The sequence below is a fragment of the Arsenicicoccus sp. UBA2120 genome, assembly GCF_002330965.1.
GTDB lineage: Bacteria > Actinomycetota > Actinomycetes > Actinomycetales > Dermatophilaceae > Arsenicicoccus > Arsenicicoccus bolidensis.
The window spans coordinates 1-18,396 of record NZ_DCYC01000002.1 but is presented as its reverse complement, the minus strand read 5'-3'; the positions used below and the strand labels follow the sequence as shown (position 1 = coordinate 18,396).

General features: G+C 73.6%; 20 protein-coding genes and 1 pseudogene. 4 read left to right on the top strand and 17 right to left on the bottom strand.

The genetic code is table 11. The features are described 5' to 3' along the window. Window positions 1–126 precede the first annotated feature (126 nt). From B2P18_RS00105 to hisF, 5 genes are all read right to left on the bottom strand, one after another. On the bottom strand, window positions 127–717 hold the full coding sequence (locus B2P18_RS00105) for a recombinase family protein (protein ID WP_070424261.1): 591 nt from the start codon (window positions 715–717) through the stop codon (window positions 127–129). A 7-nt stretch (window positions 718–724) separates the two neighbouring features. Next, complete coding sequence (locus tag B2P18_RS00100; protein ID WP_286955223.1) at window positions 725–1,531, bottom strand: Fic/DOC family protein; 807 nt, start codon at window positions 1,529–1,531, stop codon at window positions 725–727. Then, window positions 1,531–1,767: an antitoxin VbhA family protein gene (locus B2P18_RS00095; RefSeq protein ID WP_070424263.1), complete on the bottom strand. Its 237-nt coding sequence runs from the start codon at window positions 1,765–1,767 to the stop codon at window positions 1,531–1,533. Before B2P18_RS00095 ends, B2P18_RS00100 begins: the two co-directional genes overlap by 1 nt. Before the next feature lie 78 nt (window positions 1,768–1,845). Next, window positions 1,846–2,802, bottom strand: a complete 957-nt coding sequence (locus tag B2P18_RS00090; RefSeq protein WP_286955219.1) for an ABC transporter transmembrane domain-containing protein — start codon at window positions 2,800–2,802, stop codon at window positions 1,846–1,848. Then, on the bottom strand, window positions 2,799–3,560 hold the full coding sequence (hisF, locus tag B2P18_RS00085; protein WP_286955217.1) for an imidazole glycerol phosphate synthase subunit HisF: 762 nt from the start codon (window positions 3,558–3,560) through the stop codon (window positions 2,799–2,801). The genes B2P18_RS00090 and hisF overlap by 4 nt, the downstream gene beginning before the upstream one ends. Window positions 3,561–3,643: 83 nt before the next feature. On the opposite strand from hisF, the gene B2P18_RS00080 reads away from it, so the two are divergent. From B2P18_RS00080 to B2P18_RS00070, 3 genes are read left to right on the top strand one after another with little or no spacing between them, the layout of a single operon-like run. Then, complete coding sequence (locus B2P18_RS00080) at window positions 3,644–4,267, top strand: hypothetical protein (RefSeq protein WP_029210458.1); 624 nt, start codon at window positions 3,644–3,646, stop codon at window positions 4,265–4,267. Window positions 4,268–4,271: 4 nt separating this feature from the next. After that, complete coding sequence (locus B2P18_RS00075) at window positions 4,272–4,850, top strand: DUF5655 domain-containing protein (protein WP_286955215.1); 579 nt, start codon at window positions 4,272–4,274, stop codon at window positions 4,848–4,850. Window position 4,851: 1 nt separating this feature from the next. Further along, the gene (locus B2P18_RS00070; protein ID WP_286955214.1) at window positions 4,852–6,024 is read left to right on the top strand and encodes an FUSC family protein; all 1,173 of its coding nucleotides are present in this window, start codon (window positions 4,852–4,854) and stop codon (window positions 6,022–6,024) included. Window positions 6,025–6,028: 4 nt separating this feature from the next. On the opposite strand, the gene B2P18_RS00065 is transcribed toward B2P18_RS00070, so the two are convergent. The 11 genes from B2P18_RS00065 to B2P18_RS00015 form a co-directional block, all read right to left on the bottom strand. Beyond that, window positions 6,029–7,483, bottom strand: a complete 1,455-nt coding sequence (locus tag B2P18_RS00065; RefSeq protein WP_019286099.1) for a uracil-xanthine permease family protein — start codon at window positions 7,481–7,483, stop codon at window positions 6,029–6,031. 44 nt (window positions 7,484–7,527) lie between these two features. Then, window positions 7,528–8,742 (bottom strand): mannose-6-phosphate isomerase, class I, encoded by a 1,215-nt coding sequence (gene manA / locus B2P18_RS00060; protein ID WP_029210455.1) that lies wholly within the window; start codon window positions 8,740–8,742, stop codon window positions 7,528–7,530. A 49-nt stretch (window positions 8,743–8,791) separates the two neighbouring features. Beyond that, window positions 8,792–9,277 (bottom strand): PH domain-containing protein, encoded by a 486-nt coding sequence (locus B2P18_RS00055; protein WP_029210454.1) that lies wholly within the window; start codon window positions 9,275–9,277, stop codon window positions 8,792–8,794. Window positions 9,278–9,284: 7 nt separating this feature from the next. Beyond that, a complete protein-coding gene (hisG, locus tag B2P18_RS00050) occupies window positions 9,285–10,148 on the bottom strand; it encodes an ATP phosphoribosyltransferase (RefSeq protein WP_019286102.1) in 864 nt (287 codons plus the stop codon). A gap of 11 nt (window positions 10,149–10,159) precedes the next feature. Beyond that, window positions 10,160–10,423, bottom strand: a complete 264-nt coding sequence (locus B2P18_RS00045) for a phosphoribosyl-ATP diphosphatase (RefSeq protein WP_019286103.1) — start codon at window positions 10,421–10,423, stop codon at window positions 10,160–10,162. A 258-nt stretch (window positions 10,424–10,681) separates the two neighbouring features. Then, the gene (rpe, locus tag B2P18_RS00040; RefSeq protein ID WP_029210453.1) at window positions 10,682–11,338 is read right to left on the bottom strand and encodes a ribulose-phosphate 3-epimerase; all 657 of its coding nucleotides are present in this window, start codon (window positions 11,336–11,338) and stop codon (window positions 10,682–10,684) included. 34 nt (window positions 11,339–11,372) lie between these two features. Next, window positions 11,373–12,872 (bottom strand): RsmB/NOP family class I SAM-dependent RNA methyltransferase, encoded by a 1,500-nt coding sequence (locus B2P18_RS00035; RefSeq protein WP_286955202.1) that lies wholly within the window; start codon window positions 12,870–12,872, stop codon window positions 11,373–11,375. Continuing rightward, entirely contained in the window at window positions 12,869–13,795 is a 927-nt protein-coding gene (fmt, locus tag B2P18_RS00030) for a methionyl-tRNA formyltransferase (protein WP_029210452.1), read from the bottom strand. Before fmt ends, B2P18_RS00035 begins: the two co-directional genes overlap by 4 nt. Window positions 13,796–13,804: 9 nt before the next feature. Next, complete coding sequence (gene def / locus B2P18_RS00025; protein ID WP_029210451.1) at window positions 13,805–14,353, bottom strand: peptide deformylase; 549 nt, start codon at window positions 14,351–14,353, stop codon at window positions 13,805–13,807. 45 nt (window positions 14,354–14,398) lie between these two features. Next, the gene (locus B2P18_RS00020) at window positions 14,399–15,028 is read right to left on the bottom strand and encodes an HAD-IA family hydrolase (RefSeq protein WP_029210450.1); all 630 of its coding nucleotides are present in this window, start codon (window positions 15,026–15,028) and stop codon (window positions 14,399–14,401) included. 50 nt (window positions 15,029–15,078) lie between these two features. Continuing rightward, entirely contained in the window at window positions 15,079–17,256 is a 2,178-nt protein-coding gene (locus tag B2P18_RS00015; RefSeq protein ID WP_286955198.1) for a primosomal protein N', read from the bottom strand. A 66-nt stretch (window positions 17,257–17,322) separates the two neighbouring features. Between B2P18_RS00015 and B2P18_RS18820 the strand changes: the two are divergent. Continuing rightward, window positions 17,323–17,799 (top strand): annotated as a pseudogene (locus B2P18_RS18820) (hypothetical protein); the annotation flags it as partial. Between the two features lie 171 nt (window positions 17,800–17,970). Here the strand turns inward: B2P18_RS18820 and B2P18_RS00010 are convergent. Beyond that, window positions 17,971–18,396: methionine adenosyltransferase domain-containing protein (locus B2P18_RS00010; protein WP_286955196.1), on the bottom strand; the 426-nt coding region annotated here is incomplete at its 5' end.

Here is an 18,396-nt window from a genome sequence, read left to right as displayed (position 1 = left end):
ACCACAGACCCCCGTCAAGGGCGCTCCGCGTCACTGCGTGATGCGGCTACGCCGCACCCTTGACGGGGGTCTGTGGTGTGCAGGGCGGCATTTATCGGGGGGATGGGCAGGAGCGGTCAGGACCGCCTACGGCGAGACGGTCGCCTCGGCCTCGTCGTCCACCTTGGCGAGGGCTCGGGAGACCGACGAGGCGCCGACTCCGAGCACCTTCGCGATGTGCGCGACGCTGTGCTCCTCGGCGCGCATCTTCACGGCCGCCGCGATGCGCTCGGGCGTCATCACCGACGGTCGGCCGCCGACACGGCCCTGAGCACGAGCGTGCGCCAGGCCGCGCCTGGTGTTGTCCCGGATGGTGTCGACGCGGAGCTGCGCGAACACGGCGACGATGCCGAACAGTGCGCGCCCCATCGGGGTAGTCGTGTCGATATCGGGCTCGGTCAGGCTCTTGATGTTCACGCCCCGCTCGTGCAGCTCGTTGATGGTCTGGATCGCCATCGTCTCGCTGCCTGCGATGCGGTCGAGGCGACGCACCATGAGGGTGTCGCCGGGACGCAGGTAGTCCAGGCACGCAAGCCACTGCGGGCGGTCCTTGACCCGACTTGACTCGCCGTGGTCGACGAACACACGCTCGACGCCGGCGGCACGCAGCTCGGCCTCCTGAGCCTCGGGGTTCTGCTCGCGCTTCGAGACTCGTGCGTAGCCCACGAGGTTGCTCATGACGGCCTCACCTCCCCTGTCCGGTTCCGCTGCCTCGGCCCGGCATGTACGGGCCGCCGTGGCGCGCCTGGGGGCCTCTCTGCGGTCCTGTCTGGGGTGGCTGGTTGGTCGCCTGAGTCGCAGCCCGCGGATAGGACGCACGCGCAGCCGAGCGTCCAGGGCCAGGCGGCGCCGACGTCGACGGCCCGCTCGTGCGCGGCGCAGCGATCGCACGGAACACCGGCACGAGCGAGGCCGGCTCGGGTGCGTAGGAGAACATGTCGGGCCGACTGAGCTGCGATGCCTGGTTCCACACGTCCGGGGTCACCTGGCCGAAGTCGAGAGTGAAGCGCGATCGCTCCGCGACGTGCTCCATGAACACCTTCCCGGTCCGTCCGTTGCCCTCACGGAACGGGTGCGCCTGGTTCAGGTAGGCGAACACCGTCGCGGCTCGCTCTGCGAACGTGTCGCGGTCCAGCCGTCCCCAATCGGTGCCGGCAACGCGCTTGCGCACGTCGTCGAGGAGCTGGTCGACCTCGCCCGTCTTGACGTCCCCGAAACCGCGGCCGGCGCCCTTGGAGATGTTCACGCTGCGGAACTCCCCCGCCCACGCATAGACGTCCTGGAACAGATGCCGGTGGATCGCCCGCACATGGTCGGCGTCGTAGGTCTTGGGGATGGCGACCTGACCGGCCAGCAGCTCGCGCTGCCGGCGTGCAGTCTCGACGTACTCCAACCTGGTCAGTACCACCGGGTCGCGCTCGTCGAACAGGTTGCGCAGCGTGCCCTCGTCGGGCGGCGGGTAGAAGCACGACTCCCAGGTGTCGAACGCCATCAGCGCGCGACGGCGACCGTCCGTCGCCGCGCGGCGGCGTGGGCGCGCCGGCGGTACTCCTCGGCGTCGATCGCGCCGCGGGCCTCGTCGGTCAGGTTCTCCACGTCCTCGCGGTTCGGGGTCCACCCCTCGTGCCAAGCGCTGGCGAGCGACTGCACCACGGCGCGACGCTGGGTCTCGTCGAGCTGCACGAACAGCTCGGGCCAGCGGTCCTCGATGTCGAACTTCGTAGCCACGGTGGGGCTCCCCTCTCCTGGGTCTGAGACCATTCTACCGGAGCAACCGAAAACGGTCCAGCGGTGGTTTCGGTGCGTCTAGGTTTCGGTGGTGAGTTTCGGTTGACCGATGCTCGGCGTGTCGGCGCTCTGGTCGACGTCGCCGGCATCCGCACCGCCCGTGTCCACCCGCCACGCGCCGAGCAGCAGGACGGCCAGGACGGCGAGGTTCGGCAGCGCCTCGATCACGGGGTCGAAGATCGCGCGGACGCGACCGATGCCGATCGCGGCGTCGCGCAGGCGCTCGCTCGCGGCGCGGAAGCGGTCGGTCTCGTCGGCCTCACGGCCGAGCGACTTCACGACGAGCGCGCCGTCGAACGACTCGTGGGCGACGGTGGAGACGTCGCCGCGCAGGCTCTGCGCCAGGGCGATCCGCGGACCCTGCCACCGCTGGTAGACGGCGTTCGCGACGAACAGCAGCGGGATGACGACGAGTCCGACCAGCGTCAGGACGGGGTCGGCCACGAGCATCGTCGCGACGGCGGCCACGAGCATCGCGATCGTGCCCAGCGCCATCGGCAGGGGCATGAAGATCGACCAGGTGGCCTCGACGTCGGCGTTGGCGTTGCTCAGCAGCTGGCCGGCGGGGTGCCGGTGGTGCCACCGCAGCGGCAGCTGGGGGTAGCGACGCGTGACGCGCAGGCGGTCGTCGCGCACGAGTCGGTAGAACACGACGCCGCCCAGCAGGCGGCGCCCGATGACCCCGATCGTGCGCAGGACGGCGGCGGCGATGAACAGCGCGACGCCCGTCCCCAGGGTGGAGCCGGTGATCTCGCCGGCCTCGAACGACGGCGTGATGACGTGGTCGGTGGCCCAGCCGAGGACCCAGGCGTCGGCGACGGTCATCACACCGAACAGCAGGGAGGCCAGGGCGGCCCACGTGAACATGAGCCGCTGGCGGACGATGCCGCGTCCCATGACGGCGAAGCCGCGCCGGGTCAGGCGGTCGGTCCCGCCGCCGCCGAGGGAGTCCAGGGTCTGGGTCGTGGTGGTCACCGGACCACGTGTCCTGCGGCTCGCAGCGTCTCCTTCACCGCGGGGATCGTCAGCGTGCCGAAGTGGAACACGCTGGCGGCGAGCACCGCGTCGGCGCCCGCGTCGACCGCGGGCGGGAAGTGCTCGAGGCGGCCCGCGCCGCCACTGGCGATGAGGGGGACGTCGGTGACCGCGCGCACCGCGCGGATCATGTCGAGGTCGAAGCCGGCCTGCGTGCCGTCGGCGTCCATCGAGTTGAGCAGGATCTCGCCCGCTCCGAGCTCACTGGCGCGACGCACCCAGTCGACGGCGTCGATGCCGGCCGAGCGGCGACCGCCGTGGGTCGTCACCTCGAACCCGCTGGGTTGGTCGTCTGCACGTCGAGCGTCAACGCTCAGCACGAGCACCTGATTCCCGAAGCGGCGCGCGATCTCGGCGATCACCTCGGGCCGGGCGATCGCGGCCGTGTTGATCCCGACCTTGTCGGCGCCGGCGCGCAGCAGTCGATCGACGTCCTCGACGGTGCGCACTCCCCCGCCGACGGTGAGCGGGATGAAGACCTGCTCGGCGGTGCGTCCCACGATGTCGAACGTCGTGGAGCGGTCGCTGCTCGAGGCCGTGATGTCCAGGAACGTCAGCTCGTCGGCGCCCTCGGCGTCGTACACGCGGGCCATCTCGACGGGATCGCCGGCATCGCGCAGGTCGACGAAGTTGACGCCCTTGACGACGCGTCCGGCATCGACGTCCAGGCAGGGGATCACACGGGTGGCGACAGTCACCCGCAGATCCTAGCCACGCAGGCTCGACCGGTCCCCTCCCAGCCTGATCGCCGGACGATGCGCCGACGCCTAGGCTCGGCGCCATGCCCTCGTCCGCGACCTCCGCCAGCTCCGCCGCCGAGCTGGTCGGCATCGCCCGGCGGCGGCCCGCCCTGCCCTGCGGCACCCGGATCATCGCGATCGACGGGCCCAGCGGCTCCGGCAAGACGACCTTCGCGGCGGACGTCGAGGCGCACCTGACCGGGCTGACGGGGCTAGCGGGCAGCACCGGCGACGAGAGCCCGCACGCCCCGGCCGAGGTGGAGGTCCTGCACATGGACGACCTCTACCCCGGCTGGGACGGGCTGGCCGCCGCCGTGCCGTTGCTGTCCTCCCAGGTCGTCGAGCCGTTGGCCCACGGCCGGGACGCGTCCTACCGGCGCTACGACTGGGAGCGCGGCGTCTATGCCGAGCGTCACGAGATCCCGTGCACCGCACGGTGGCTCGTCGTCGAGGGCGTGGGGTGCGGGGCGGGCGTCATACGGCCTCGGCTGTCCGCCCTGGCCTGGCTGGAGGCCGACCGCGAGACCCGCATGCGTCGCGGGCTCGAGCGCGACGGCGAGGCCTACCGTCCCCACTGGGAGCGCTGGTCCCGTCAGGAGGGCGCCCACTTCGCCCGCGAGGCGACCCGAGATCACGCCGACCTCGTCCTGGATACGGGACAATGAGCGCGTGGGCAACGAACCGAAGGACATGGTGGACGCGGTCACCCGCTCGATGAAGGCCCGCACCGGGCGCACGGTCGAGGAGTGGGTGGCGCTGGTGCAGGCCGAGGGGCCGGACCCGCTGGACCAGAAGGCCGTCCGCGCCTGGCTGGGGGACGTGCACGGCCTGGCCCAGAACTCGCGGTGGACGGTGGGTTTCGCGGCGGCCGAGGCGGCCGGGTGGTCCATGCCCACCGTCGACCAGCTCACCGACGAGCTGTATGCCGGCAAGCGATCCCACCTGCGGCCCCTGCACGAGGCGGTCGTCGGGCTGGGCCGCGCGATGGGTGGGGACGCCGAGGTGCAGGGTCGCGCGACCTACATCCCCGTGGTGCGGACGACCCAGTTCCTCGCGGTGGCGCCCGGCCCGCGCAACACCCTCCGGGTCGGGCTGCGCTATCGCCAGGTCACGCCCGCCGACGACCGGCTCGAGCCGGCCAAGGGCTTCGCCCAGGCCACCCACTGGATCCACCTGCCGGCGGCCACGCCGATCGAGCAGGTCAGCACGCTGGAGCCGTTGGTGCTGGCCGCCTACGAGCAGAACTGACGTGGGCGCCACCCGTCACGTCCACTGGGGCGAGCGCGCCGCAGACCTGGGTCGCTCGTCCGCCCGGCTGTCCCGGCGCGGGGCGCTGCGCAGCGCCCGTCGCCTGCGCCAGCGGCTCTTCTTCATCGCCCAGTGCGCCCTCGCGGCGATGACCGCCTACTCCATCGCGCACTACGTCTTCGACGTGGGTGTGCCGCTGTTCGCGCCCGTCGCGGCGATCGTCGCGCTCGGGATGACCTACGGCCAGCGGCTGCGCCGGGCGCTGGAGATCACGGTGGGCGTCGCGGTGGGGGCGTTCATCGGGGAGTCCTTCGTGCACCTCTTCGGCATCGGGCCCTGGCAGATCCTGCTGATCGTCAGTGCCGGTATGACGATCGCCACCCTCCTCGGGGCGGGCACCCTCATGGCCAACCAGGCCGGCATCCAGGGCATGATCGTGGCCCTGCTGGCCGCCGCCCCCCAGGGCGCGTTCGGCCGCTGGTTCGAGGCGCTCGTCGGGGCGGTGGTCGCCCTGGTGTTCGCCTCCCTCGTGCCCAGCTCCTCCCTCGTCAAGCCGCGCAGCCAGGCGAGCAAGATCCTGGACGCGATCGGCGACCTGCTGCACGCGACCTCGTCCGCCCTGCGCGACGACGACCTCGAGGCCTGCGAGGAGGCCCTGACGGCCGCCCGCGCCACCGAGCGCGACCTGACGGCGCTGCGCGGCTTCTCCGCGGACAGCCTGGAGGTCATGCGGGTCACGCCCTTCCACCGGCGGCACCGACCCGCGGTGGAGGAGGTCGCCAACCTGATGGAGCCGATGGACCGGGCCATCCGCAACATGCGGGTGCTCATCCGCCGGGCCACCGTCGCGCTGCAGAACGCCGAGCACGTCCCGGACCGCTACACCGACGCCATCGACCGGCTCGCCGAGGTCGTCGACCACATCTCCGACGCCCTCAGCGCCGGCGAGCTGTCGGAGGACCTGGAGCCGGAGCTGCTCGAGATCGGGCGGCTGACGCGCGACCCCGACCCCGACGCGACCCTCTCGGCCGAGGTCATCCGCGCGCAGCTCCGCTCCATCGTGGTGGACCTGCTGCAGGTGCTGGGCCTGTCCTTCGACGCCGCCCAGCACGAGATCCGCCGCGTGCTGGAGACCGACCTGGGCAGGGACACTTCCCCGCCGACCACCGAGTAGCCGCTCAGCGCCGGTCGCGCTCGTCCCCGGCGAGCTCGCGGTAGTCCTCGTCGACGTACATGCCGGGGGCGTCCAGGACGATGTTGCTGCCGCCCGCGGTGTCGCGCAGGTGGCGCGGGGCCACCGCGTGCGCGAGGTGGTAGAGCCCGACGGTGACGATGGTGCCGAGCGCGATGCCCCCGAGGGTGAAGTCGTCCGTGAACCGCAGCGAGGTGTCCCCGATGCCGATGATGATGCCGGCGGCGACGGGGACCAGGTTGACGGGGTTGCCGAAGTCGACCCCGTTCTCCTTCCAGATCTTGGCGCCGAGCAGGCCGATCATGCCGTAGAGCACGACGCAGATGCCGCCGAGCACACCACCCGGGGTGGCCGAGATGATCGCCCCGAACTTCGGGGAGAAGCCGAACAGGATGGCCACGAGCGCGGCCACGACGTAGGCGGCGGTGGAGTAGACACGGGTGGCGGCCATGACGCCGATGTTCTCGGCATACGTGGTCGTGGGCCCGGCGCCCACCCCGGTGGCGAGGACCGAGCCCAGGCCGTCAGCCATGATCGCCTTGCCCATGTCCTTGTCGAGGGGGGTGCCGGTCATCTCGGCGACGGCCTTGACGTGGCCGGTGTTCTCGGCGATGAGGGCGATGACGACGGGCAGGGCGAGCAGGGCGTAGGCGAGCGAGAACTGCGGCAGGTGCCAGCCGACGGTGGTGCCGGACGTGGCGGGCGGGAAGCCGAACCACGGGGCCGCGCTGACCGCCGACCAGTCGAGGCGCAGGTGCTCCACGACACCGGTGGGGTTCTGCGCGGAGACGGCGCCCGGCTGGAAGCTCGTGATGGGTCCGGCCACGAGGTCGAGGACCCAGGACACGGCATACCCGATCACGAGGGCGAGGAAAATCGCGACCCGGGAGAGGAACCCGCGGACCCCGACGTTGAGCAGCACCACGACCAGCATGACCAGCAGCGCGACCCACTGGTCCTGCGGCCAGTAGGTGCGCGCGACCACCGGCGCGAGGTTGAACCCGATGAGCATGACGACCGCGCCGGTGACCACGGGGGGCAGCGTGCGGTGGATGGCGGTGGCGCCGGCGAGGTGGATGACGACACCCACGACGGCCAGGGCGACACCGCACCACAGCATCGCGCCGGACACGTGCGCCGGGGTCCCGCCCGCGGCGTAGATGGCGGTCGCGACCCCGACGAAGGACGCCGACGAGCCCAGGTAGCTCGGGACCCGGCCACGCACGATCGCCAGGAACAGCAGCGTCGCGACGCCGCTCATCATCACCGCGAGCTGGGGGTTGAGCCCCATGAGGATCGGGAAGACGAAGGTCGCGCCGAACATCGCGACGACGTGCTGGGCACCGAGCCCGATGGTCTTGCCCCAGCCGAGCCTCTCGTGCGGGGCCACCACGGCTCCCGGCTCCAGGACTCCCCCGTTGTGCAGCGTCCACAGCGCCATCAGGTCATGCTCCTCGCCGGCCGGAGCGTCCGGCCCGCGCCATCCTAGCGACCTGTGGTGCCGATCACGACGTCGCCACGACCGGTCAGGACCAGCCCCGAGTCCGTGGCCGGGGAGTAGCACGTGTCGCCCCGGCCGAGCACGACCTGGTCGCCCCCGCCGTCGGTCACCGTCACCTCGCCCTCGAGGCACAGCAGCAGCCGCGGAGCCCCGTCACCAGGCAGGTGCTGGGCCCCGGGACCAGCGTCGCTACCCCCGACCACGCAGCGCAGCAGGTCGAACTCCGGCGCCGGCGTCTCGAAGTGCGTGATCCCCGGCGCGACCTCGACCGCGCGGAGCGTCGGGACGATCACGGACGGGTCGAGCAGGCGCAGCAGCTCGTCCACGTCCACGTGCTTGGAGGTCAGCCCGGCCCGCACGACGTTGTCCGAGTTGGCGAGCAGCTCGACGCCCGTCCCCTGCAGGTAGCAGTGCAGGCCGCCGGCGGGCATGAACAGTCCCTCGCCGGGCTGGAGGACCACGTGCTGCAGCAGGAGCGAGGCGACCAGGCCGATGTCGCCGGGGTGCTGGCGCGCGATCCGCACCGCGGCGCGGAAGGCCGCGCGGTCCTCGTCCACGACGGCGGGGTCGTCCGCGAGCTCGCCGCAGCGCCACTCGACGTCGGCCAGCAGCTGGTCACGCTCGCGCATGGGCCAGTGGAGCAGGGTCGTGAGGGCCTGCGCCTGGGCCCCGCCCCCGCGCAGGGCCTCCACGACGGGGGCCAGCGCCGGGACCTGCAGGTGCTCGACGACCCGGGCCGCGTCCTCGGCGCTGCGGAACCCCGCGAGCGCCTCGAACTCGGTGAGCGCCAGCACCGCCTCCGGCTTGGGCCAGTCGTCTTTGTAGTTGCGGGCCGGATCGCGCAGCGGGATCGACGCCGCGTCCTCCCGGGCCCATCCCTCCTGCGCCTGGGTGCGGTCGGGGTGCACCTGGATCGACAGGGCCTTCTCGACGGCGAGGACCTTGAGCAGGAAGGGCAGGCGACCGTCGAACCGGCTCGCGCACCCGGCGCCGAGCTCCCCCTCGGGGTCCGTTGAGATGACCTTGTGGAGGGTGGTCAGGCCCTGCTCGCGCTCGAGCAGCGCGGGAGCGGCGGGGTGGGCCCCGATCCAGAGCTCCGCCTCGGGACCGGGCGACGGCGTCGGCCGACCCTGGAGGGTGGCGATGACGTAGCGGGAGCCCCAGTCGTAGGGCTGGACGACGGCTTCGAGACGATCCACCCGGCAACTCTAACGACGTGGGAGCCCCTGGACGGCGGATTGGGGAAGGTCAGGCGTCCCAGGTCCGGGCGACGTCGTCGCGGTCGCCGCGGTGGGACTCCACCAGGGCCGCCAGGCGACCGGCCTCCGCCTGCGACCCGAGGCCGTCGGCCCGCTGGATGGCCATGACGGCGACGGTCTCGGTGTCGTCGAGCACGAGGGACACCCAGGGGTCGCCGTGCCCGAACCGCACCGACTCGATGCTGGTCCAGGGCAGGTGGCGGGTGGTCATGAGGTTGCGGACGGTCAGCCCGGACTCGTCCGGCAGGGCCCGGATGGCGGCGTAACGGGCGAGCACGAACGCGATCGCCACGCCGCACGCCACCAGCATGAGCCGGTCCACGACGCCGAACCCCCGCGCCCCGCCCGGGACCAGCGCCGCCAGGATGCAGAAGAGCAGGAGGCTCAGGACCCCCGCGGTGAGCGCCATCGCTCGGCCCCGTCGGGGCTGGAAGGGGTCGTAGGGCGCCGGCCCCGGACGGTCGAGGCTGCTCATCCGGCGGTCACAGCCGGCAGGCGGCGATGTCGGTGACCAGGATGCCGCGCGCCCCGATGCGATAGAGCTCGTCCATCACGGCGTTGGTCTGCTTGCGGGGCACCATCGAGCGCACGGCGACCCAGGACCGGTCGTGCAGCGGCGACACGGTCGGGGACTCCAGCCCGGGCGTGACCGCCACCGCGCGCTCCACGAGCTCGCTCGGGCAGTCGTAGTCCATCAGGACGTACTGGCGGGCCACGAGCACGCCGTGGAGCCGGCGGCGCAGGGTCTCCAGGGCCGGGTCGGGTTCCCCCTGGGTGGCGCCCCCGGCGTCCGAACGGCTGATCAGCACGGCCTCGCTGCGCAGGATGGGGTCGCCGAAGACCTCGAGGCCGGCGTTGCGCAGGGTCGTGCCCGTCTCGACCACGTCCGCGATCAGGTCGGCCACGCCGAGGGTCACCGCGGTCTCGACGGCCCCGTCGAGGTGGACGACCTCGGCCGTGATGCCGTGGGTGTCCAGGTGGGACCGGACCAGGCCGGAGTATGACGTCGCCACGCGCCGCCCGTCGATGTCGGCGACGGATCCCATGGAGCCCGCCGGCGCGGCGAACCGGAAGGTCGACCGGGCGAAGCCCAGGGCCATGACCTCGCGGGCGGTGCTGCCGGAGTCCAGCAGCAGGTCCCGACCCGTGATGCCGAGGTCGACGGTGCCGGCCCCGACGTAGACGGCGACGTCGCGGGGACGCAGGTAGAAGAACTCGACGCCGTTGTCGGCGTCGGTGAGGACGAGCTCCTTGGTGTCACGACGCTGGGCGTAGCCCGCTTCCTTCATCATCGTCGTGGCGGGCTCGGACAGCGACCCCTTGTTGGGGACGGCGACTCGCAGCATGGGGTCTCCGGTCAGAGGTGGGCGTAGACGTCGTCCAGGCTGATGCCCCGGGCGACCATGAGGACCTGGAGGTGGTAGAGCAGCTGGCTGATCTCCTCGGCGGCCCGCTCGTCACCCTCGTGCTCGGCCGCCATCCACACCTCGGCGGCCTCCTCGACGATCTTCTTGCCGATGAAGTGCACGCCCTTGTCGAGCTCGGCCACCGTGCCGGAGCCTTCCGGCCGGGTCACGGCCTTGTCGGTGAGCTCGGCGAACAGCTGGTCGAAGGTCTTCACGCCCTACAGCCTACGGCTCCCCGTGACGGCCGTATGACGTCGTCCGCGACGCGGAACCGCGTCCATCCGGGCCCCGGCGGGGGCGCTCCCCTCCCGGACGGCCTGGCGCGCCAGCGCCGGGACACGACGCAGGCACTCGAGCGCTGCGCGACTGGTCGACGGCACCGTGACCCCTCTCCCCCGAGAAGTACTACTGGGCACACATAGTACGACAAATCGAACAGAGAGTAACTAGGTGCGGGTACTCAGTCTGACTAGTCAGTCCTCGTGGGCCGCCACGAGACGCCGCAGGTCGTCGACCGCCGCCGCCGCGTCCTCGGCGCCGTAGACCGCGGACCCGGCCACGAAGACGTCGGCCCCCGCCTCGGCGCACTGCTCGATGGTCGTGGCGGACACCCCGCCGTCGACCTGGATCCAGACCTCGCCGCCGTGGCGGCTCACCGCCTCACGGACCTGGCGGACCTTGGGCATCTGGTCCGCCATGAAGGACTGGCCGCCGAACCCGGGCTCGACGGTCATCACGAGGATCATGTCGAGCTCGGGCACCAGGTCGGCGTACGGCGCGAACGCGGTGCCGGGCTTGAGCGCCATACCGGCCCGGCCACCCGCGGCGCGCAGGGCCCGGGCGAGCGCCCGCGGGTCGCGGGCCGCCTCGACGTGGAAGGTCGCCGACCCGGCCCCGGCCTCGATGTAGCCCGGCGCCCAGCGGTCGGGGTCGTCGATCATCAGGTGGCAGTCGAGCGGGATCGGGCTCACCCGCGCGAGCGCCTCGACGACGGGCAGGCCCAGCGTCAGGTTGGGCACGAAGTGGCCGTCCATGACGTCCACGTGAGCCCAGTCGGCGTTGCCGATGCGCTCGAGCTCGTGCTGCAGGTTGGCGAAGTCCGAGGACAGGATGCTGGGCGAGATCTGCACGGGCACAGCCTAGGCGAGCCCACGACGCTCCCGGTCAGCGCTTGCGCAGCAGCGCGAGGAACATGCCGTCGGTCTCGTTGCGGTGCGGCCACAGCTGGGCGTGCGGGCCCTCCCCCGCGACCTCGAGCCCAGGCGCCACCTCCCGGAGGACGGCGTGGGCGTCCAGCACCTCCACGTCGTCCCGGCGGCCGGCGACGTCCTGCACCACGAACGTGGTCTCGTTGACGTGCGGGCTGCAGGTCGCGTAGGCGATCACCCCGCCGGGGCGGGTGGCCTCGATGGCGGACGCGAGCAGCTCGCGCTGCAGCTCGGTGAGGGCCGCGAGGTCCGCGGTGGTGCGGCGCCACCGCGCCTCGGGACGCCGGCGCAGCGCGCCCAGCCCGGTGCAGGGGGCGTCGACCAGCACCCGGTCGTAGCGACCCGGCTCGTCGACCCCGGTGTCCCGGCCGTCGCCCACGCGGACCTCCACGCCGGCGCCGGCGCCGATCGCGGCCCGCAGCCCCTGCCGGACGAGGTCGGCCCGGTGGGGGCTGACCTCGTTGGCGGTGAGGTAGGCGCGCCCGACGGACAGGGCGGCCAGCAGACCGGCCTTGCCGCCGGGGCCGGCGCACAGGTCCAGCCACTCCTCGGGGTAGTCGTCCGAGCTCTCGACGGGAACGGCCGCGAGCGCCAGCGCCAGGACCTGCGAGCCCTCGTCCTGCACGGCCGCGCGGCCGTCGCGGACGGGGGCCAGCGCGCCGGGGTCGCCGCTGCGAAGGACCGCGCCGACCGGCGACACCGGGGCGGGCTCGGCGCCGAGGCGGACCAGGTCGGCGACCTCGACCAGCCCGGGGCGGGCCACGAGCATGACGTCGGCGGGGTCGTTGTCGGCCTCCAGCAGGGAGACCAGCTCCTGGTCGACGGTCTCGACCGTGCCGGCGCCGTGGGCGAGGAGCGCGGCCCGCAGGGCGCGGACGATCCACTCCGGGTGGGAGTGCTCCATGGCCAGCCGGTCCACGCCGGTCCCGGCGGGCAGCACCCGGTCCAGCCACTCCTGCCTGGAGCGCTCGCTCACCCGGCGCAGGACCGCGTTGACGAAGCCCGCGGCCCCGGCGCCGTTGACCTGGCGCGCGAGCCCCACCGTCTCGGCGACGGCCGCGTGGGCGGGGACGCGCATGCCGAGGACCTGGTGCGCCCCGAGGCGTAGGGTGTCGAGCACGGGCGGGTCGATCTTGTCGACGGAGCGGCCGGACGCATCGGCGATCACGGGGTCGTAGAGGCCCTGCCACCGCAGGGTCCCGTAGGTCAGCTCCGTGGCGAAGGCCGCGTCGCGACCCGCCATGCCGTGGTCGCGCAGGAGGCGGGGCAGCTCGAGGTTGGCGTAGCCGCCCTCGGCGACGCTGCGCAGCACGGTGTAGGCGGTGAGCCGCGCGGGGTCGCCACTGCGGGCGCGCTCGGAGGGTCGCTGGGCGCTCTTCTGCCGGGGACCGCGCCGGCCACCGGGGCGCGCGGGGCTCTCAGGACGGCCGGGGCGGCGCTCGTCGGGGGTGGTCACTGGCCCATCACGTCCTCGTCGTCGATCCGCACGCCGCGCGCCCAGTCGGCAGCGGCCATCTCTCGCTTGCCCTGCGGCCGCACGGTCGACAGCCGCACCGCCGTGGTGGCGGTGCCGACCACCACGTCCCGCTTGCCGGCCTCGACCTCGCCCGGCCCCAGGTCGGGACGGGAGTCGACCGTCACGGGGCCGAGGCCCAGGCGCTCGCCGCGGAAGGTCGTCCACGCCCCGGGTTCCGGGGTGCACCCCCGCACCTGTCGATCGATGGCGAATCCCGGTGCAGCCCAGTTGATCCGGGCGTCGTCGACGGTGAGCTTGGGGGCGTGGGACACCCCGCCGGGCCGCTGCGGCACGGCCTGGATCGCCTCGGCCTCGATCGCGTCGAGCGTCTCGACAAGCAGCCCGGAGCCGGCGACGGAGAGCCGCTCGAGCAGGTCCCCGGCCGTGTCGGTGGGTCGGACGGCCTCCGTCATCCGCCCGAGCACCGGGCCGGTGTCCAGCCCCTCCTCGAGCAGGAAGGTCGTCGCCCCGGTGATCTCGTCGCCCGCCATGACGGCGCGCTGCACGGGCGCTGCGCCCCGCCACGCCGGCAGCACCGAGAAGTGCAGGTTGACCCAGCCTCGTGGGGGGATGGCCAGGGCCGCCGGTGGGACGAGCCCGCCGTAGGCGACGACGGGGCAGCAGTCGGGGGCGATCTCGCGCAGGCGGTCGAGCGCCTCCGGGTCGCGCAGGCTCGTGGGCGTCAGCACCTCCAGCCCGGCCTCCTCGGCGCGCGTGCGCACCGGCGAGGGCACGAGCGTGCGGCCGCGGCCGGCGCGCGCGTCGGGGCGGGTGATGACGGCGACGACGTCGTGGGAGGACCCGAGCAGGGCCTCCAGGCTGGGCAGGGCGACGGCCGGGGTGCCGGCGAAGACGAGGCGCATGGGTGGCTCCTAGAGGCCGAAGGCCGAACCGGGCAGGTGGGGGTTGGCCTTGACGGTGGGTGCGGGGGCCCCGGACCACTGCGCCTCGCGGATCGCCCGCATGGCGAGCCGGCGCTGCTCGGGGTCGAGCCGGTCGATGAACAGCACCCCGTCCAGGTGGTCGGTCTCGTGCTGGACGCAGCGGGCCAGCAGCTCCGAGCCCTCCAGCCGGAGTGGCTCGCCGTGCATGTCCTGGCCGGTGGCGACGACCCGCAGCGCGCGACGCGTCGGGAAGGCGAGGCCCGGCAGCGACAGACAGCCCTCGTCCCCGTCCTGCATCTCCTCGGACAGGTCCAGGGACGGGTTGACCAGGTGCCCGAGGACGCCGTCGACGTAGTAGGTGAAGACGCGCAGCGAGACCCCCAGCTGGGGTGCCGCCAGGCCGGCGCCGGGCGCGTCGATCATGGTGTCCGTCAGGTCCTGGACGAGCCCGCGCAGCTCGGCGTCGAAGTCGGTCACGGGTGCGGCTGGGGTGCGAAGGACCGGGTCGCCGAACAGGCGGATGTCCATGACTGACACGTGCTGCGGTCCTTGTGGGGTGCGACGACGGCTGGCGGCCCCAGTCTACGCAGGTCGCAGCGGGGCCCCGCGGGCCACCAGGTCACGCCGGAGCTGCTCGGGCGTGGTGAACCGGACGGCGTCGAGCCCGCAGGCGGTCGCCGCCAGGACGTTGCGGGCGTTGTCGTCGGTGAAGCAGCACTCGGTCAGCGGGATCCCCATCCGCTGCTCGAGGATGCTGAAGATCGCCGGGTCGGGCTTGACCACACCCTCGGCGCCCGACACGACGATGTCGATGAAGCCCTGCAGGAAGGCGAAGCGCGGCCGGGCGTGCTGCTCGAACAGCTCGCTGGACCAGTTCGTGAGCCCGAAGAGCGGGACCTTGGCGTCGTACAGCTCGCGCAGGATCTGGACCGTGCCGTTGATCTGGTGGGTCAGCGACTTGTCGAAGTTGGCTGCGTACGAACGGATCTCGTCGGCGTATCCGGGGTGGTCCGCGATCGCCTGCTCCTCCGCCTCGGCGACGGGCACACCCCGGTCGAGCGTGAGGTTCCACTCGTGGAACCGGAAGTCGTCGGCCGCGAGGAAGGCACGGGCCCGCTCCTCCCCCACGCCGGCGGCGATGGCCGGCAGGGGGTCCCACGCGACGAGCACCTGCCCGAGGTCGAAGACCATCGCGCGTGTCTGCCTGCTCATCCCGTCTCGCCTTCACCTCGTGGTCGCCCGGACTGCCCCACCGTATGCCGCTAGACCACCCCGTCGCGCGGATCGACCACGACGTGCACGGTCTCGAGCTCCTTGCGGGCCGATCGGGTCGCGCGCATGGCCCGCAGGGCGTCGGCCAGCTCGAGGGCGTGCTCGTGGCTCGTGCGCAGGAGGATCCGCTGGCGTGGCGGGGCGTCGTCGGCCGTCACCCGTCGAGGACCTGCCGGTGGGGGCGGCGCCGGGAGCGGTCCGAGGCGCTCGACGGTGTCGGCGAGGCCCACGGCGGCCACCGCGTCGGCGAGGGCGTGCCGCTCCGCGTCGAGGCGGGCCATGACCACCGCGGGCGGCAGGGACAGCTCGCGGCGCTCGGCCAGCTCGCGGGCCGCCAGCCAGCCCGGGTCCCAGCGCACCAGCGCCTCGACGGGCGGGACGGACAGGTCGGTCGGGGCACCGCACAGGACCGCGACGGCGCCCGAGGACGCCGACCGGGCCAGGGCGGCGGCGCCGAGCCAGCGGCGGAGGGCCTCGAGGGAGGCGTCCAGGTCGGAGCGGTCGAGGCTGGCCCACGCGTCGAGCAGGAGGACCGCGGCATACCCCCCGTCGGCCACGGGCTCGGCCCCCGGGGTGGCGATGACCAGCGCCGGCCGGGACTCGACCCGGCCGACGACGTCGCCGGAGCCGGAGGTGATCACCGGCACCCCGGGGAAGGCGCGTCCGAGCTCCTCCGCGGTGCGTCGCGCCCCGACGACGGACGATCGCAGCCGGGTGCCCTCGCACTCGGGACACTCGTAGCGCGCCACGGTCTGGCCGCACCACCGGCACCGGGGCGGCGCGTCCCGCCCGCCGAGGCCCAGCGGCCCGTGGCACGCCGGGCAGCGGGCCGGTGCGCGACAGTCCTGGCAGGACAGGGACGGGGCGTAACCACGACGGGGCACCTGGACCAGCACCGGCCCGGAGTCGAGGGCCTTCTTGGCCGTCCGCCAGGCGAGCGACGGCAGGTGTGCGCTGGCGGCCGCTGCGTCACGCTCCTGCTCGTGCCCCTCACCGGCCAGCACCACGCGCGGGGCCGCGCGTCGCACCGTGGCGGGGTCGGCGGCGACGACCGGCATCGCGCCCGACTCGACCAGTCGCTGCACCTCGGCCGACCGACCGAAGCCGCCCGCGAGCGCCGCGGCCCCCTCGCGACGGGCCCGCGCCAGCAGCACCTCCCGCACGTGGGGGTAGGGGGCTCGGGGCTCGGCGAGCAGGTCGTCGCCGTCGTCCCACCACGCCACCAGGCCGAGGTCGTGGACGGGCGCGAACATGGCGGCGCGCGTGCCCACGACGCAGCGCACGTGCCCGCGCAGCACCTTGAGCCAGGCGGTGTAGCGCGCCTGGGGGCCCTGCGACGCGGTCAGGCGGACGTGCATCCCCTTGCCGAGCACCGCCGCCAGCGCCGCGTCCACGCGGTCGACGTCGCGGTGGTCGGGCACCACGACCAGCACCCCGCGACCGGACGACAGCGCGGTCGCCGCCGCGAGCGCCAGCAGCTGCGGCCAGTCGCGCTCCGCGTCCCCGCCGCAGGGCGTCGCCTGCCAGCACGCGTGCGGCGAGCGGCCCTCGGCGAGGTGCCGCAGGAAAGCCTCGCCCGCACGCAGCTCGCGCCACGGCCCGGGGTCGGGCAGCGGCGGCGGCTCGGCCGGCTCGCCGGAGAGGTTGCGCTCGGCGGTCGCGTGCCGAGGCGGGACGGCGAGGCGCAGGACGTCGGACACCGTCCCGGCACGGGCCCGCGCGACCTCGCGGCAGGTGTCCAGCACGGCCGGGGTCAGCACGGGCTCGGGGCTCACGACGCGTCGAAGCGGCGCGAGCCGACCCTGGTGCTCGGGCAGGCCCTTGCGGGCGATCACGAAGCCGTCGACGTCCTGGCCGGCGAACCGGACCCGGACCCGCGCGCCAGGCACGGCCGTCTCGGCCAGCTCGTCGGGCACGGTGTACTCGAAGGGACGGTCCAGGTGGGCGAGGGGCAGGTCGACCAGCACCTCGGCGACGGGATCGGCCGGACCGCCCGGGGCGACCGGCTCGGCCGCCGACGACACGGGCGACACGGGCGACGACGACGCTGCGCAGCCCGTCCGCGGCAGGGACCGGTCGCCGCGCACGCGGGCCCGGACGAGCGACAGCTGCTCCCCCGTGCTCGCCTCCGCGGTGCCCTGGGTCGGCGCTGGCTGCTCCTCGGTCATGGCCATGTTCTACCGCACGCCGCCGACATACCCGCACCTGGTCGTGTCCTGTCGCACACTGTCACGATGAAGCCCACGATCTGCGACCTGGAGCCCGCCCACCTCGCCGACGCCCGGCGGCTCCTGAGCCAGGCGTTCGCCGCCGACCCCTACCTGGTGGCGGCTCTGCCGGACCCCCGGCGCCGGGCGCGCGCCCTGCCGATGCTCTTCGGCGCCGTCCTCGACAACGCACGGCAGCACGGATCGGTCCGCGTGGCGCTCGACCCCGGCACCCACGAGCTGGCCGGCGTCGCCGCCTGGGCCTGGTGGCCGCACGTCGGGCTGGGCCTGCTCACCTCGGTGCGGCACGGCCTGGCCACCCTCCCCCTCGTCGTCGGGGTGCGGGACACCGCGCGTCTGGACCGGCTCAACCGCACCCACGAGGCCGCGCACCGCCGCCTCGCGCCCGCAAAGCACCGCTATCTCCACGCCATCGGCGTGGCCCCTGGCCACCAGGGGGCGGGGGTGGGGTCGGCCCTGCTCCTCGACGGTCTCGCCGACGCGGACGCCGCCGGCGTCGCGACCTATCTCGAGACGCACCGCGCCGAACGTGCGGCTCTACGAGCGGTACGGCTACGAGCTCGTGCAGGAGCTGCGGCCGGGCGACCTGCACGCGCGGTGCATGCTCCGCCCGGCCAGGCAGCCCTAGCCTGCCGTGGGCAGCCTCACGCGGCCCTAGCCGCGAACGGCGCGCTGCAGGTCCTCGACGCGGTTGGTCTGCTCCCAGGTGAAGCCGCGGTCGTCGCCGCCGGTCCGGCCGAAGTGGCCGTAGGCGGCGGTGCGGGCGTAGATCGGGCGGAGCAGGTCGAGGTCGTCGATGATCGCCGCGGGACGCAGGTCGAAGGTCGAGGTGATGGCCCGCTGGATCGCGTCGACAGGAGCGGTCTCGGTGCCGAACGTCTCGACGTACAGCCCGACGGGCTGCGCCTTGCCGATGGCGTAGGCGACCTGGATCTCGCACCGCTTGGCGAGGCCGGCGGCCACGACGTTCTTGGCCACCCAGCGGGTGGCGTAGGCGGCGGAACGGTCGACCTTCGAGGGGTCCTTGCCGGAGAACGCGCCGCCACCGTGGCGGGCCATGCCGCCGTAGGTGTCGACGAT